Consider the following 16,831-nt stretch of genomic DNA (forward strand, 5'->3'; position numbering starts at 1 on the left):
TCGTTGGCGGCAATGGCAAGCGGCAAGTGATTGAAAAGTGGCTTATTGCGCATGGCTGCCTCCCGCGGCTGGCGCCTTGGCTGGTATGCCGGCTGGCGCGCGGGGCGCCACGACAGGCTGGTTGGCGCTGTCCGTCGCTTGCGCGGGCGCGCTGGCGGGCTGGCTGCTGAAACTCAGTCCCGGCCCCCTGCCCTCCCTTTCCACGCTGCGCACTTCACCCTGTGCGCGGCGCGCCTTGACTTGCTCCAGCACGGGATTCGAGCACGAGCCTTCGATGAAGTCGGCGCGCAGCAGCTCGCCGTTCTTGGTGTCGAGGAACAGGCTGTGCGGATCGCCCAGGTTGCGGTTCGACGCTTCCATCATGCGGCTGGCGCGCGGCAGGGTCGAGCCATCGACCTTGATCACATGGCTGTTCGGCGTGATGCCGCAATAGCTGTACTTGCCTTCCACGTCGGTGGTGAAGTTGGTGCCGTCTTCCATGTACAGGCGCACGCCGGGGATGCCCAGTTCCTCCTCGTCCTGCACGTGGTTGTTATTGCAGTCAACAAACACCTTGCCGGCGACGCAGGCATCCGTGGTGAACACGCCGCCCGTCACTTTCACCTTGGCCCGTGCCTCGTTCGACGGCGGCCCGCTGGTGGTCGTGGCCTGGGCGCGGTTGACCCCGTCGCCCTGCAGCGAGCCGACGCCCACGCGCAGGCGGTAGCGGAAGCTGGCGCTGGCGTTCGGCGCCAGCGATTCCAGCTTAAAGCTCAGCTGCGGCCCCGGCTTGCCGGAGGGATCGGGCTGCACCACGTTGTTGCGCGTGGTGGTGCCGTCGATGTAGCGGAAGCCGGCCGGCAGTTTATCGAGCACGCTGACGCCAAACGCCGTCGCCACGCCCGTGTTCTTCACCTCGATGGTGTACTGCAGGCTGTCGCCGATCTCGGCCTGCGTCTTGTTGACGCTCTTGCTGATCAACAGCATCGGCTTGTCCGTCGTGTTGAACACCACGGGGGTGAAGCTGGGCGGCGTGGCGCCCGGCGTGGCCGGCAGCACCAGGGTGTCGGACGAGCTGGCCAGGGCCAGCACGCTGACGGGCGCCACGGGCGTGTTGCCGCCGTCGCCGCCGCTGTAGCTGTGGCCGATGTTGCGCCCGCCCCCCTCCGTGCCCAGCATGGTGCTGGCATACACCTGGTTCAGCTGCGGCGTGGCGGGAATCGCCGCCACGCTGCCGAAATCCACCAGCACCGTGAAGACGATATTGCAGCTTTCCTGCGGCTGCAAGTCGCCCTTGCCTTCCAACAAGCCAAAGACGCTGACGCCGTTGAAATCGGCGTTCGCCACGCAGGCCGTGGCGCCCGCAGGCCGCGCCGTGACGGCCAGGCTGCCCGGCTTGAAGGTGACGCTGGTGGCCGTCGGGAAGACGGCCTTCAGGTTTTCCACCACCTGCACCATGGTCGACGTCGGATAGCCGGCCGGATAGCGGTTGGCCGCCTGCACCGTGTAGCTGATCTCGAACTTGCTGGCGTCGACTTGCTGCTGGGCCGACACGGCCTTGATGACGTCCACCACCTGGCGCAGCAAGACCACGGGCGTGGGCGTGTCTTCGCCCGTGAACGGCACGCCGCCCACGGTTTCCGAGGCATTGCCGTTGCGGTTAGGGTCGACCTTTTCCGCCAGGGCAGCCACTTCCGCCGCCGTCGCCACGGCGCCCGCGTAGGCGCCCCCATTGTTCGAGGCGTCGAACACGGGGCTGCCCGCCGGCGGCGTGTAGGCCGGGTTGGCGGCGATGGCGCCTGCCGCCGGGGCCGGCGGCACGCTGATGCTGCCGCCCCCGTTGGCGACATTGCCGCCCAGCGCGCTGGCAAACACGCTGTTGTTGTACTGCGGCGCGCTGGTGTCTTGCACGGTGATCTGCACGGTGAAGGTGACAACGCTCAGTTCGCCTTCGGCCAGGGCAGCATCACCGCTGAGCAGGCGCAGGTCGCTGCCGCCGCAACCGCCCGTGTATCCCGGGTTGACGGCCAGCTGCCTGCTGCCGCCGATGGCGGGCGCGGCGGGCGGCGTGACGATGCGGCACGCCACCGGATCGGGGAAGGCGGCGCGCAGGCTGTCGAGCGCCTGCACGTTCGATGCCGTGCCCTTGCCCACGTTCCTGATCACCACCGTATATGGCACGTTGAAGACCTTGGCCGACAACTGCGCCACCTTGCCCACGCCCAGTGCCGCGCCGATGGCCGGATTCGCCACTTCCGTGACGGCCGTGCAATCAGATACTTGCGCGCAACGCGGCAAGTCCGTGCCAGTGGGCACGATGGTATTGCTCAAGCTGCCGCTGGCGGCCACTTTCGCGCTGACGGTGACGGCGGCCACGGCGTTGGGCGCCAGGCCGGCCGGCACCGTGCACACCAGTTTATTGGCCGCCAGCGGAGCGCAGACGGTGGGCGCCGCGGGCGTGACGGCGATATCCGTCAGGCTGGTCGCCAGCTCATCCGTCAGGACGATGGCCGCCGTGGTGGCGCCGCTGCCGCTGTTGGTGGCGGTGATGGTCCAGCTGAGGGTATCGCCGATGCTGGCGCTGGCCTTGTCCGCCACCTTCTTCACCATTACGCTGGGGCTGGTGACGTTGGTGGTGGTCTGGCAATCGGCCGGCGCCAGGCACAGGGGCGCGTCGGGACCGGACGGCACGACGCTGTTGCGCGCGCTGCCTGGCTGGGTGACGGTGGCCGACACTTCCACGCTGGCTTCGCCGCCATTGCCGATCAGTCCCGCAGGCACGCTGCAGCTCAGCACATTGCCGGCCACGGGCGCGCAGGTGGCGCGCAGCGGCGTCACCACCACGTTCGTCAGGCCGGCCGGCAAGGTGTCGACCAGGGTCATGGCGGCGCGCGTGGGTCCGCTGCCCGAGTTGGTGGCGCTGATGGTCCACACCACGGTGTCGCCCACGTTGGCGGCCGCGCGGTTGGCGATTTTCTTCACGGCCACTTTCGGGCCCGTCAGCACCACGCCCGATTCGCAGCTGCTGGCCTGCGCGCAGGCCGGATTGTCCGGACCGCTCGGCATGACCCGATTCGACAGATTGCCTTCCACCGTGCCCGTGGCCGTGACGCGCACGCTGCGCGTGCCATTGCCGGCAGCCAGCTGGCCGGCTGCGATGCGGCAGCTTTGCACGCTGTTCGCCACCCAGCTGGCCAGCGGCGGACACGTCACGCCGGCGTCGGCGCTGACGGCCAGCACGGCGATATTCGCCGGCAGGATGTCGGCCAGGGTCACGATGCCCTGGCTGGCCACGCCGCCGCTGTTGACGGCCGTGATGGTCCAGACGATGCTGTCGCCGACGTTGGCATTGACCGTGCTGGTGCTCTTCGTGACGCGGATCACGGGACCCGGCATGGTCACCGTTGCCGTGTTCGGCAAGTCATTCGCCACTTCCGTCGAGCTGGTGGCGATGATGCTGACGATGGTCGATACATTGCTGGCCGGCTGCACATACGACAGGCCAAAGCTGTGCACCTCGTTCGGCACCAGGCTGAATGGCAAGCCCTGCACCGTCAGCATGCCGCTGATGGCATCATAGCTGCCGGCGGCGCCGCTCAGGGTCACGCCCATCAGGCCTTGCGCCAGTTTCAGGCTGTACGTCACGTTCTCGGCGGTGCCGGGACCCACGTTGGTGAAGGTCACGATACCGTTGATCTGGTCGCCCGCGTTGGTGGTGCCGGGGAAACCGTTCAAGGTGGTGGTCACGTCGACCAGCAGCTTGATGGCCGTGGTGCTGGTGGTGCAATCGGCCGCCTGGACGCACGCGGGATTGTCGGGACCGGCAGGCAGCACGGTGTTTTGCAGCACGCCGGCGGCGGCGACCGTGGCGCGCAGCACCACTTGCGCCTGTCCGCCCGGCGCCAGGCCGGCCGTCACGCTGCAGGTAACGATATTGCCGGCCACGGGCGCGCAGGTGGCCAGTTGCGTGGACAGTACTTGCGCGGCGCTGACGCCGGCCGGCAAGTTATCGGTCAGCACGATGGCGGACCTGGTCGCGCCCGTGCCGGTATTGCTGGCGGTAATCGTCCAGGTCAGCAAGTCGCCCACGCTGGCCGTGCTCTTGTCGACGCTCTTGCGTACCGTCACTTGCGGCGCCACCAGGGTGGTGATGGCCTGGCAGGCGCTGGCCGTGTCGCAGGCGGGATTGTCGCCGCCGCCGGGGACGACGCGGTTCGACAGGTTGCCGCCCACGGATCCGCGGCCCGTGACGACCACCTTGCGGCTGCCATTCGTGGCTGCCAACTGCCCTGCCGCCACCGTGCACGCCTGCACGCTGCCGGGCGCCCAGCTGGCGGCCGGCGCACACGTCACGCCCGCATCGGGCGTCACGCCGAGAATGACGATGTTGGCCGGCAGCACGTCGCTGACGACGACCGGGCTCTGGTTCGGCAAGTTGCCGGTATTCACGGCCGTGATGGTCCAGGTCAGGACATCGCCCACGGCCGCGTTCACCTTATCGACCGTCTTGCTGACGCGGATCACGGGACCGGGCAGATTCGTCGTTGCCGTATTTGGCAAGTCATTGACGATTTCCGTGGAACTGGTGCCCACCAGGCTGGTGATGCGCGAACTGTTGCTGGCCGGCTGCGTGTAGAACAGGTTGAAACTGGCGCTCTGGCCGCTGATCAGGGTGGCCGGCAGGCCGCTCAGCACGAACAGGCCCGTGCCGCTGTTGTAGGCGCCGCTGATGCCGGGCGCGCCGCTGATGGCGCTGAGCGAGACGCCGGCCAGGCCGCTTTCCAGCTGCAGGCTGTAGGTGACATTTTCGGCCACGCCGGGACCCGAGTTGGCAAACGTGACGACGCCACGGATGGCGTCGCCCGCATTGCTGCTGGCGGGAAAGCCGTTCAGGGTGGTGGTCACGTCGACCAGCAATTTCGACACCACCGTGGTGGTCTGGCAATCGCCGGGCACGGCGCAGGCGGGATTGTCCGGCCCGCCAGGCACGAGCGCATTGACCAGGCTGCCAGACGCGGTGGCCGTGGCGCTCAGCTTCACGCTGGCGACGCTGCCGGCGGCCAGGCCGGCCGGCACGCTGCAGGTAACGACATTGCCCGCCGGCGTGGCGCAAGTGACGGGCGCCACCGGCGCGACCAGCACATTCGCCAGGCCCGCAGGCAAGGTATCGCTCAAGGTGGCGATGGCCGTGCTGGGGCCCGTGCCGCTGTTGCGCAAGGCCAGGGTCCAGGTCAGGGTATCGCCCACGCTGGCCGCCGTCCTGTCGACGGTTTTACTCGCCGTCAACAACGGCGAGCTGACCGTGCTGGTGGTGCCGCAGTCGCCCGCCTGCAGGCATACGGGCGTATCGGGACCGCTGACGCTGACGCTGTTGGCAAGCGTGCCGGCGGCAACGGCGCGCGCCGTCACTTGCACGGTGGCGGCGCCCCCCGCGGCCAGGCCGGCCGGCACGCTGCAGCTGAGCACATTGCCCGCCAGCGGCGCGCATGTCGTCGGCGCCGCTGGCGTGGCGACGATATCGGCCAGGCCGGCCGGCAAGGTGTCCGTGACGCTGGTCACCGCCGTGCTGGCGCCCGTGCCCGTGTTGGCCAGGGTGATGGTCCAGCTCAGGCTGTCGCCGATATTCAGGGCCTGCTTGTCGACGGTTTTCTTCAGCGCCAGGGCCGGGCTGGTGATGGTCGTCGTCGTCTGGCAGCTGCTGGCCTGGAAACAGGCAGGGTTGTCCGGGCCGCTTGGCATCAGCTGGTTGGCCAGGCTGCCGCCGGCGCTGGCCTTGCCGGTCAGCACGATCTGGCGCTGGCCATTGCCCGCCGCCAGCTGGCCGATGGCCACGCTGCAGCTCTGGCTGCTATTGGCCACCCAGCTGGCCAGCGGCGGACATGTCACGCCGCTGTCCGGCGCCACGTTCGTGACGACGATGTTTGCAGGCAGCAAGTCCGTCAAGACCACGCCACCCTGGTTGGCCAGGCTGCCCGTGTTACTGGCCGTAATGGTCCAGATGATTTCCTCGCCCACGTTCGCCACGGCCTTGTTGGCCGTCTTGCTGACGCGGATGATGGAACCGGGCATGGTGACGGTGGCCACGTTCGGCTGGTCGTTCGCCACTTCCGTCGAGGTGGTGGCGATGCGGCTGACCACGGTCGACAGATTGCTGGCCGGCTGGATATAGCCCAGCTGGAAGCTGAAGCCCTGCCCCGGCGCCAGGGTGGCGGGCACGCCGCTGAAGGTCGCCAGCCCGGTGCCCGCATTGTAGTTGCCCGTCACGCCATTGAAGGTGACGCCGGCCAGGCCGGGCGCCAGCTGCAGGCTGTACGTCACGCCTTCGGCCGCGCCGGGGCCGATATTGCTGAAGCTCACCGTGCCGCTGATCGTGTCGCCCGCATGCGTGCTGCCGGGGAAGCCGTTCAGGGTGGTGGTGACGTCCACCAGCAGTTTCACGGCCGTGCTGGTGGTGCTGCAATCGCCGGCCTGCAGGCACGCCGGATTGTCCGGGCCGCCCGGCACCACCGTGTTGACGAAAGCACCGGCCGCGGTGGCCACGCCCTTGACGACGATATTGAGCGAGGAAGCGGCCGCCATGCCGGCGGGAATCGAGCACACGAGCTGGTTGCCGTTCGGCACGGCGCACGTGGCGGGCGATGCGGGCAACACTTGCCACAGCGTCAGGTTGGCCGGCAAGGTGTCGGTCAGGGTGATCACGCCGCGGGTCGCGCCCGTGCCCGTGTTGGCCACGGCAATGGTCCACGTCAGCGCATCGCCCACGTTGATGCTGGTCTTGTCGACCGTCTTGCGCACGGCCACTTGCGGACTGAGGATGGTGGTGGCGGTCTGGCACGATGCGGCCTGCGCGCAGGCGGGATTGTCCGGTCCGCTTGGCAGCACTTTATTGCCCAGGCTGCCGCCTGCCGTGGCCGTGGCGCTGATGGTGATGCTGCGGCTGCCGTTGACAGCGGCCAGCTGTCCCGCCGCGATGCTGCACGCTTGCGCGCTGTTGGCCAGCCAGCTGGCCAGCGGCGGACACGTCACGCCCGCGCCCGGCGTGACGGCCAGTACCGTCACGTTGGCGGGCAGGATGTCCGTCAGGGTCACCACGCCCAGGTTGCCCAGGCTGCCCGTGTTCGTCGCCGTGATCGTCCACGTCACCGTTTCGCCCACGTTGGCCGTCGCCTTGTCGGCCAGCTTCGTCACGCGGATGATGGGGCCGGGGACGGTCGCCATCGCCGTGTTCGGCAAGTCGTTCGCCACTTCCACCGAGGTGGTGGCGATCGTCGACGCCACCATCGACAGGTTGTCGGCCGGCTGCGTGTAGCTGACGTTAAAGCTGGTGCTCTGGCCATTGGCCAGGGTCGCGGGCAAGCCCGACAGCGTCACCAGGCCCGTGGCCGGATTGTAGCTGCCGACGGCCCCCGTCAAGCTCACGTTGGCCAGGCCCGGCGTCAGCCGCAGGGTGTAGGTCACGCCTTCGGCGGGACCGGGTCCCACGTTGGCATACGTGACGATGCCGGAAATGCTGTCGCCGGCCAGGGTATTGGGCGGGAAATTGTTCAGGGTGGTGGTGACGTCGACCAGCAGCTTGACCACCGTGGTGGTGGTGCCGCAGTCGCCGGGCAGCACGCAGGACGGGTTGTCGGGACCGCCCGGCACCACGCTGTTGACGGCGGCGCCGGCCAGGGTGGCCGTGGCGCTGACGAACACCTTGACGGTGGCGCCGGCGGCCAGGCCGGCCGGCACGCTGCACGCCAGGTTGTTGCCGGCGACGGGGGCGCAGCTGGCCGGTGACTGGGGGCTGACGACAACGTTGCTCAGGCCGGCCGGCAAGGTATCGGCCAGCGTCACGCTGCCCGTGCTGGCGCCCGTGCCGCTATTGCTGACGCTCAAGGTCCAGGTAATCGTCTCGCCCACGTTGACCGTGGTCTTGTCGACGCTTTTCTTCACCGCCACGTTCGGGCTGGTGACGGTCGTCGTCGTCTGGCAGGCGCCCGGCGTGGCGCAGGCGGGATTGTCGGGGCCGGATGGCACGAGGCTGTTGGCCACCGTGCCGGGCGCATTCGCCACGGCTTTCACGACGATGCTCGCTTCCCCATTCGCGGCCAGGCCTGCCGGCACGCTGCAGGTCAGGGTCGCGCCGGCGGGCACGCCGCAAGAGGCGGGCGCCACCGGCAGGATCTGCAGCGCGCCCACGTTGGCGGGCAAGGTGTCGGTCAGCGTGACGGCCGCAGTCGTCGGGCCGCTGCCGTTGTTGCGCGCCTTCAGGGTCCAGGTGATGGTGTCGCCGAGGTTGACGGTGGTCTTGTCGACGCTTTTCGTCACGGCCACGCTGGGACTGGTCACGGTGCTGGTGGTGGCGCAATCGGCGGGCGTGGCGCAGGCCGGGTTGTCGGGGCCGGATGGCACGACACTGTTGCCATAGCTGCCGGCGGCGGCAGGCTGGGCCGTGACGGTGAAACCGGCGACGCCGCCGTTCGCGGCCAGGCCGGCCGGCACCGTGCACGTGAGGATATTGCCCGCGGGCGCGGCGCAGGTGGCGCTGCCGACCAGTGCCACGTTCACATTCAGCAGGTTGGCCGGCAAGGTATCGGTCAGCGTGATGGGCGCGGTACTGGCGCCATCGCCGCTGTTCGTCGCCGTCACGTTCCAGTTCAGGGTGGCGCCGATATTCACGGTAGCATGGTCGACGCTCTTTTTCACCGCCACTTTCGGGCTGGTGATGGTGCTCGTGGTCTGGCACACGCTGGCCGAGCTGCAGGCCGGGTTGTCCGGGCCGCCGGGCATGATGCGGTTCGACAGGCTGCCGCCCGCCGTCGCATGCGCAGTGATGGTGACGGTGCGGCTGCCATTCAGGGCCGCCAGCTGCCCGGCGGCAACGCTGCACGTCTGCGTGCTCGACGCCACCCACGCGGCCAGCGGCGGACATGTCACGCCCGGCGCCGCCACCACGCTCGTCACCACCAGGTTCGGCGGCAGCAGGTCGGCCAGGCTGACGACGCCCTGGTTGGCGACATTGCCCGTGTTGCTGGCGGTGACCGTCCAGATGATGTCTTCGCCCACGTTGGCCGTGGCCTTGTTGGCCGTCTTGGTGACGCGCACATTCGGCCCCGGCACCGTCACCATGGCCATGTTCGGCAAGTCGTTTGCCACTTCCACCGAGGTGGTGGCGATGATGCTGGTGACGGAGGAAATATTGCTGCCCGGCTGGGTGTACGACAGGTTGAAGCTGAAGGTCTGCCCCGCCGCCAGGGTCGCGGGCAGGCCCGTGAACGTGATGAAACCCGTACCCGCGTTATACGTGCCGCTCGCGCCGGTGACCGACACGCCCGCCAGGCCCGTGGCCAGTTGCAGGCTGTAGGTGACGTTTTCGGCCGCGCCCGGTCCCGCGTTGGCGTAGGTCACCAGGCCGGCGATGACATCACCCGCATTCGACGTGCCGGGGAAACCGTTGAGGGTGGTGGTGACGTCAACCAGCGGCTTGCTGACGACGGTGGTGGTCTGGCAGGCCGCTGGCGTGAGGCAGCTGGCGCCATTGCCGCCCGACGGCAGCACGCTGTTGATGAAATTGCCCGCCGCCGTGGGGCTGGCGCTGATGCCGACCTGGGCGCTGGCGCCCGGCGCCAGGCCCGCCGGCACCGTGCACGTGAGCGTATTGCCGGCCAGCGCCGCGCAGGTCGTCGGCGCCGCAGGCGTGACGACGATGCCGGCCAGGCTGGCGGGCAAGGTATCGGTGAGGGTCAATGCCGCCGTGGTGGCGCCCGTGCCCGTGTTGGCGGCGCTCAAGGTCCATTGCAGGGTGTCACCCACCGTGGCGGCCGCCTTGTCGACGCTTTTCTGCACGCGCACGAGGGGGCTGACGACGCCCAGCGGTTCGCTGTCGACATTATTCGCCGGCACGGGATCGAGCGTGGTGGTGCCGGCCGTGGTGGTGATCGTCAGGCTGCCGCTGGCGGGCAGGTTGAAAGTGGCGCTGCAATTGATGCGCGAGCCGGGAATGAAGGGCGAGACAGGCGCGCTGCAGGTGGGCGTGGCACCGGCCGGCAAGCCGCTCATCACGCAGGTGGGCGCGGCCGCGTTGTCGGGGCCGTTATTCGTGCAGACGCCCGTGACGGTGATGGGGCTGCCCGCATTGTAGGGGCCGGGCGGCACGGTCGTCACTGCCTGCATGTCCGCCTGCAGGCGGCGGTTGCTGATGGTACAGGCGACGGGCGCGTCCGGCATGGTGAAATTGCCCGAGGTGGCCGCGCCGCTGGAAATGACGGCGGCCGTATCCGTGCGCGCGCAACTGTAGCTGCTCTGGTATTGCGCCAGCACGGTGCCCGTGCCCGCCGTTTCCGCGAATGTCACCAGGTTGCCCACGCGCGCCACCGCGCTGGCCGTGGCGCCATTGCCGCCCTGCGCGCCTGGCGTGCCGTTGGCGTTCATGACGAACAGGCCGCTGTCGCTGGCGGGCGCCAGCGCCTTGGTCACCGTCACGGTATTCGTCCTGACGGCGGCCGTGGTGCTGCTGCTGTTGTTGCTCAGGTCAGTATCCGTCTCGTTGGGCGAGACGGTGACCGTGGCCGTATTGACGATGCTGGCCGCGTCGCCCGGCGTGGCCGTGATGGTCACGGTCAGGTACGACCCGCTGGCGGGGTCGCTGGCGGCGGCGTTCAAGGGCAAGGCGCCCATGGTGATGCTCACGTTGTTGCTGCCGGAACCCGAAGTTTTCGTGCCGCACGAGGCCGTGCCGCTGGCCGCGCACGTCCAGCTGACATTGCTCAGGGTGGCCGGCAGCACGTCGTTGAAGGTAGCGCCCGTGCTGACGGCCGGGCCCCGGTTCCACACCTTCAGGGTGTAGGTCAACGGCTTGCCGACGGAAAACGTGGCCGGGCCCACCTTGTTCACGGCCAGGTCGGTCTTGGCATTGGTGCAACTGGTATAGGAACTGGCCAGGCTGGGGTCGCGCAACTGGGCGGCGGGAATGATTTCCGTCACGTTGTCGGGCCGCGTCCAGCGCATGTGCAGATAATTGATGCCGCCCACGTTATTCCACAGGACGCGGGCCAGATAACAGCCGCCTGGCGTGGCACTATTGAAATTGCCGGCCAGATTCTGAAAATCCGTTTCATTATTCGAGTATTCCGCCACGCTGCCGACCGATACGTTGTACACGGCGCTACGATAATTGGTCGAATACTGGGTGGAAAAATCGACATCCACGTCATCGTCGTGGGCGACGCTGAATTTATAGCTGCCCGCCTGGGGAAATACCACCAGCGTGTACATGACGCGGCCCATGATCCAGGCCCGGCAGGCAGCGGAAGTTTGCTGTGTATCAAGGTTGCATAACTGGGCAGGACTGGCGGCCGAGCCGTTGGCCCAGTCCAGTTGCGGCGAGGTGCCGGTGCGCGCCGCGTTGACGCCGGGATTGGCGGCCAGCGTCAGCAGGCTGGCCAGGCGGGCCGTGCTGCCCGCATTGAAACCATTGTTGTAGTTGGGCGTGGCCGGGTTGGCCGGCACGCGCTCGATGCCCCGGTAATCTTCCCACAGCACCTGCGCGCTGGCGGGCGCGGCGGCACCCAGCAAGGCGCCGGCCAGCGCCAGCAGCGGCGTCCAGCCCTTGCGCACGGCGAATGGCGACAGCCAGGCAGGGCGGCGGCGGGGCATGTCAAGCAGGCGTTTTACAAGGTGCCTTGCACGCCGGAGCATGGCGGCAACGGCTGGACGCGGGGCTGGCGAAGCGACGTTCTGGCGGCCGGCATGCACCGCACCCTGTAAGTTTTTTGTCATGTTGTTCGCTATGAAAGGTACCGCGGCAAGGCGCAGATCGATATTAAAATGTCACTAAGTTGACATAATTATATGGACAAGTAACACTTCAAGCGTACGTGAATGGTGTTTTTTTTGTTTCCAACAAAGAAATTAAATTTGTTCGTTGATATTTCGCAACACATTCCATTAATTAACATGCTTATCAAGTCGACATTCTCGAATGATGCTTATACTGATCGACTCGGCAGATTATTTAAATTATCAATTACATAATCATGAGAAACTATCAAATGCATAGTTTATTTTCCAAATGCAATTATTAATTCTTATTCCCACCAATTATTGCAACGCCTCCAACATATATCTGCGCGATCAAATATTATTTAAAAGTTACGGTAAAAAATTTTCAAAATATCATTCATTTTCTCCGGCATTCAATACCAATTCCCTTTTCCAGACAGCGTCCTTACTGCTGGGTAATGCACGTCGCCGCGCCCGCCGGTCTTGTCGTGCCAGCCGCCTGCACCCGCAAAAAATCCATGGCTGCGCGAACAGGGCTGGCTGCCGGCACGCCCGATCGCTTACCATGGGTCCATTAGCGATAGCGCCGTCACTGCCTGCCCATGCTTCCTCAGGAAACTTCATCGATGCCGAATGCCCGCCGCCGCGCCATGCTCGCCTGCGCCCATGCCTGTGCCTTTGCTTGCGCCCCCTACTTGCTGGCGGGCTGTTCGCCGTTCGCCCCGCCGCCCGCCGCGCTGTCGCCGGCGCCGGCCACGCAGGCGGGCGGCATGCCGGCGCCAGCCTGGCAGCAGCCTGGCATGCGCCTGCTGCCAATCGCCCCACAGGACTCCTTGCTGACCATTACCGTGCGCCGTGGCGGCGCCTTGGCGCGCCTGGGCCACGACCACGTGATCGCCAGCCGCAGCTTGCAGGGCGTGGTGGCTCCCGCTGCGGGACGCGCCGCCTTCCAGTTCCGGCTGGACGAGATGAGCGTGGATGAAACAAGCTTGCGCCAGGCGGCAGGATTGACGACGACGCCATCGGCCGACGCCATCGCCGGCACGCGGCACAACATGCTGGTGCGCGTGCTGGACGCGGAACGTTATCCGTGGGTACGCGTCGAGATACGGCGCAACGGCACCGGACGCGCGGGTGACAGCGAAGTGCTGGACGCCGACATCAGCCTGCACGGCGTGACGCGCAAGGTGCAGGTGCCGGTGCGGATCGAGGAAACTGCCGATGGCGGCAGCTTGCAGGCCAGCGGCAGCCTGCTGTTGAAACAGAGCGATTTCGGCATCGTGCCGTTCGCCATCCTGGGCGGCGCCATGGCCGTGCAAGACCAGATGGAACTGGCCTTCCGCATCACCGCCACGCGCGCAGCTAGCGCGCCAGGATCAGGCGCAAGCCCAGGGCGATGAAGATGGTGCCGGCCACGCGGTCGAGCCACAGGCCCGCGCGCGGACGGCGGTTCAGCCAGGTGCCGACGGCGCCGGAGAAATAGCCAAGCAAGCCGAACAGCACGCACGCCTGCGCCGTGAACACCAGGCCCAGCTGCGCCGTCTGCCAGCTGGCATCGCCCTGTCCCGCCACGATGAACTGCGGCAGGAACGACAGGAAGAACAGCACGACTTTCGGATTGATACTGTTGGCGAACAGGCCCTTGCCAAACAATCGCAGCAGCGATTCATCGGGCAAGGCCGCCGCGCCATCGACTTGCGCGCCGCCGCGGCTGCGGATGGCGCCAAAGCCCAGCCACACCAGGTACAGGCCGCCAGCCACTTTGAGCGCGGTAAACGCCGCGGGCGAAGCGGCCAAGAGGGCTGACACGCCGATGGTCGCCAGCAGCGTATGCGTGAGGCAGCCGAGGGCGCAGCCCAGGCCGAACGCCATGCCCTGGCGCCGCCCGCGCGACATGCCCACGCCCAGCACCATCAGGTTGTCGGGGCCGGGGCTGGCGGTGATGAGGACGGCGGCGGCCAGGAAGGCCAGGAACTGGTCGGGACTGAGCATAATGACTCGCAGGCAAAAGGCGACATGATACCGGAGCACCCGCGCGTCGCACCAGCGGCAGACCGTGCAGAAGCATGCTTGCAAGACATGAATTTGCGCGTGCGCCACCAAGAGTCGATTAAAATGCTTACTTCATAGCACAGGGCGTTGCCGCCTATTCCACGCGCGACCATCACCATACCCGCCGATGCCAGCCCACACGCCCCCATTCCGCCACCGCGCTTCCAGCTTTCGCGCCTGCGCCTGGCTATGCCGGTGGCTGTGTCTGTTTGGCTTGCTGGGCCTGGCCAGCGTGGCGCAGGCGCAAAGCGAGCCGCTGTCGCTGGGCAAGCAAGGCATCCATACCCTGGGCAGTGGCGGGCGCCTGCTGCACGCCGGCGACGCTGCCGCGCCCGCCGATGCCGCCGCCCTGCCCGCCTGGCTGGCGCGGCAGCGCCCGGCCGCCGAAGTCGACCTGTTCGGCGGCGCCTACTGGCTGCTGGCGCAGGTGCGCAACGATACCAGCGAGACGGCCTGGGTCATCGATCCGAACGACACGCTGATCGACCTGGTCGACATCCATGTGTACGGTCCCGGGCAGCACGACGCGCCGCGCACCCTGCTGACGGGCTACCAGCGCCCGCACGAGTATTTGCTGCATTACGGCAAAAACGTGCAGCTGCAGCCGGGCGCCACCTACGCCATCCTGATCCGTTTTTCCAGCCCGTACTACGCGCGCGCGCCCATGTTCGGCGTGAAGACGCAGCAGGCCTACCGCAAGCTGGTGGGCAAGGAAAACTTCCTCATGGTGGCGTCCATCGGCGCCCTGCTGGCGCTGGGCCTGTTCAATTTCTTCATCTTTTCCATCACCCTGGAAAAGGCCTCGGCCTACTATGCGCTGTACGTGCTGACCTATGGCGTGGCCTGGGCCATGACCTTCCACGTCTTCGCCGACCTGTTCGACTGGCACATGCTGCCGCTGCATTACGTGCCGTTTTTCCTGCTGCCCGTCTTCAGCACCCTGTTCTACATGCACTTCCTGCACCTGCGCGACTACTCGCCCCTGCTGTACCGCATCAGCAAGGTCAACCTGGTGCTGCCGCTGCTGCTCCTGCCCAGCTGCTTTTTCGCCATGCAATATGCGCATGCGCTGGCCACCATCGCCATCACCATCTGGATGCTGCTGGCCCTCACCTGCGGCATCGTCGTCTGGTGCCGCGGCTACCAGCCGGCGCGCTTCTTCGTGCTGGCCTTCGTGGCGCTGATGCTGCCCGGCTTCCTGATCCTGCCCGCCAACCTGGGCCTGATGCCCGCCATGGTGGACAACGCCCAGCTGGTCACCCTGCTGGGCGGCACCCTCGACGGCCTGCTGCTGGCATTCGCGCTGGCCGACCAGATCCGTTTGCTGCGCAATAACCTGGAGCAGCGCGTGCGCGAGCGCACCCTGGCGCTGACCCTCAGCAACGACGCCCTGCTGACGGCCAAGGAGCATGCGGAAGTGGTCAGCCGCCACCGCATCGATTTTCTCTCGGCCATGAGCCACGACATCCGCACGCCGCTGGCCGGCGTCATCGGCATGCTGAAATTCGCCCTGCGCGACCAGTCCGTGCGGGGACGCACGCAGGAATACCTGCGCATCGGCCTGCACAATGGCGAATCCTTGCTGACCATCCTCAACGACATCCTCGATTTCTCGAAGATCGATGCGGGCAAGCTGACCCTGGAAACGCTGGACTTCGACTTGCTGGCCCTGATCGGCGACGCGGCCGGCATCGTGCAGGGCCAGGCCGATGCCAAGAGCCTGCTGCTGCGCCGCGAACTGGCGCTGGACCTGCCCCGCTACGTGCGCGCCGATCCCACGCGGCTGCGGCAGATCCTCATCAACCTGCTGGGCAACGCCCTGAAATTCACGGCAAACGGCGAAGTGCTGCTGGAAGTGCGGCGCGCCCGCGCGGCGCCGCGCCGCGATGGCCGCAGCCAGATCGACTTCATCATCAGCGACACGGGCCCCGGCATCGACGCCGACACCTTGCCGCGCCTGTTCCAGAAATTCGAGCAGGCCGACCATTCCACCACGCGCCGCTACGGCGGCACGGGCCTGGGCCTGGCCATCTGCAAGGAGCTCGTCGAGCTGATGGGCGGCAGCATCGGCGTGGAAAGCCGCGTCGGCATCGGCTCGCGCTTCCATTTCAGCCTGCCGCTGGCCGAAGGCAGCGCGCCGCCGGCCGATGCGCGCCTGGCGCCGCGCCACGCGCGCCACGCCTGCCGCCTGCGCATCCTGTGCGCCGAAGACGTGCGCACCAACCAGATCATCATCGGCACCCTGCTGGAAAGCATGGGCCATGCCGTGACCATCGTCGACAATGGCGAGGAAGCGCTGCGCGCGCTGGGCACGGATGCCTACGATTGCGTGCTGATGGATGGCCGCATGCCGCTGATGGATGGCGAGCAGGCCGCGCGCCTGGTGCGCGACGGCGGCAACGCGCAATTCCCCATTCCCGACGCGCACATTCCCATCATCGCGCTGACGGCCAACGCCAGCGAACATGACCGCCAGCGCTACCTGGCGGCGGGCATGGACGACTTCCTCAGCAAGCCTGTCGATGAGGCGCTGCTGTTTGAAAAAATCGACGCCATCATCGACCTGCTGCTGGCGCGCGGCCAGGCCCTGCCGCCAGCCCTGCCCGCCGATGACGATACGCTGGCGCGCCAGTTCGGCCTCGATGGCGCCAGCGGCGCGCCGGCCGCCGAGCCGCCGGCACCGGCCGATCCCATGACCACGCCCGTGCACATCCTGCCGCTGGCGGGCCTGTCGCCGCAGCACTTGCAGCGCATCGCGCAAGCGTTTTTGATGGAGGCGCCGCGGCGCCTGGACCTGGCCTGCCATGCCGTACGCAACGGCAACGCCAGCGCGGCGGCGGCCGCCTTCCACGCCTTGAAAGGCAGCGCCGGCTATCTGAGCCGCCCCACCCTGCACGGCCTGTGCCACCAGGTAGAAACCCTGGCCTCCAACGGCCGCCTCGATGAAGTGGAACAGTACCTGCCGCAGATCCAGGCGGCGCTGGAAACGGCGCGGCGCGACCTGCTGGCGTACTCGGGCAGCCTGTCCTGAGGATGC

At 67.3% G+C, this 16,831-nt stretch carries 4 protein-coding genes; 2 read left to right on the forward strand and 2 right to left on the reverse strand.

Features of this window, described 5'->3' with window-relative positions:
• Positions 1 to 42: 42 nt before the first annotated feature.
• Positions 43 to 11,616 carry a hypothetical protein gene (locus ACZ92H_RS06635; protein ID WP_465048757.1) on the reverse strand — a complete coding sequence of 3,858 codons (11,574 nt, stop codon included), beginning with the start codon at positions 11,614 to 11,616 and terminating at the stop codon, positions 43 to 45.
• A gap of 752 nt (positions 11,617 to 12,368) precedes the next feature.
• On the opposite strand from ACZ92H_RS06635, the gene ACZ92H_RS06640 reads away from it, so the two are divergent.
• A complete protein-coding gene (locus ACZ92H_RS06640; protein WP_465048758.1) occupies positions 12,369 to 13,142 on the forward strand; it encodes a YceI family protein in 774 nt (257 codons plus the stop codon).
• Here ACZ92H_RS06640 and ACZ92H_RS06645 read toward each other — a convergent pair.
• Positions 13,105 to 13,734: a LysE family translocator gene (locus tag ACZ92H_RS06645; RefSeq protein ID WP_465048759.1), complete on the reverse strand. Its 630-nt coding sequence runs from the start codon at positions 13,732 to 13,734 to the stop codon at positions 13,105 to 13,107. The two genes, ACZ92H_RS06640 and ACZ92H_RS06645, sit on opposite strands and share 38 nt — an antisense overlap.
• A 187-nt stretch (positions 13,735 to 13,921) precedes the next feature.
• On the opposite strand from ACZ92H_RS06645, the gene ACZ92H_RS06650 reads away from it, so the two are divergent.
• Complete coding sequence (locus ACZ92H_RS06650) at positions 13,922 to 16,825, forward strand: hybrid sensor histidine kinase/response regulator (protein WP_131372999.1); 2,904 nt, start codon at positions 13,922 to 13,924, stop codon at positions 16,823 to 16,825.
• The last annotated feature ends 6 nt before the right edge of the window (positions 16,826 to 16,831 follow it).

The organism is Janthinobacterium foliorum, from assembly GCF_978021625.1.

Bases quoted from the DNA above. Each gene is read 5' to 3' on its own strand.
- ACZ92H_RS06635 (WP_465048757.1), bottom strand. From the start codon at position 11,616: ATGCCCCGCCGCCGCCCTGCCTGGCTGTCGCCATTCGCCGTGCGCAAG.
- ACZ92H_RS06640 (WP_465048758.1), top strand. From the start codon at position 12,369: ATGCCGAATGCCCGCCGCCGCGCCATGCTCGCCTGCGCCCATGCCTGT.
- ACZ92H_RS06645 (WP_465048759.1), bottom strand. From the start codon at position 13,734: ATGCTCAGTCCCGACCAGTTCCTGGCCTTCCTGGCCGCCGCCGTCCTC.
- ACZ92H_RS06650 (WP_131372999.1), top strand. From the start codon at position 13,922: ATGCCAGCCCACACGCCCCCATTCCGCCACCGCGCTTCCAGCTTTCGC.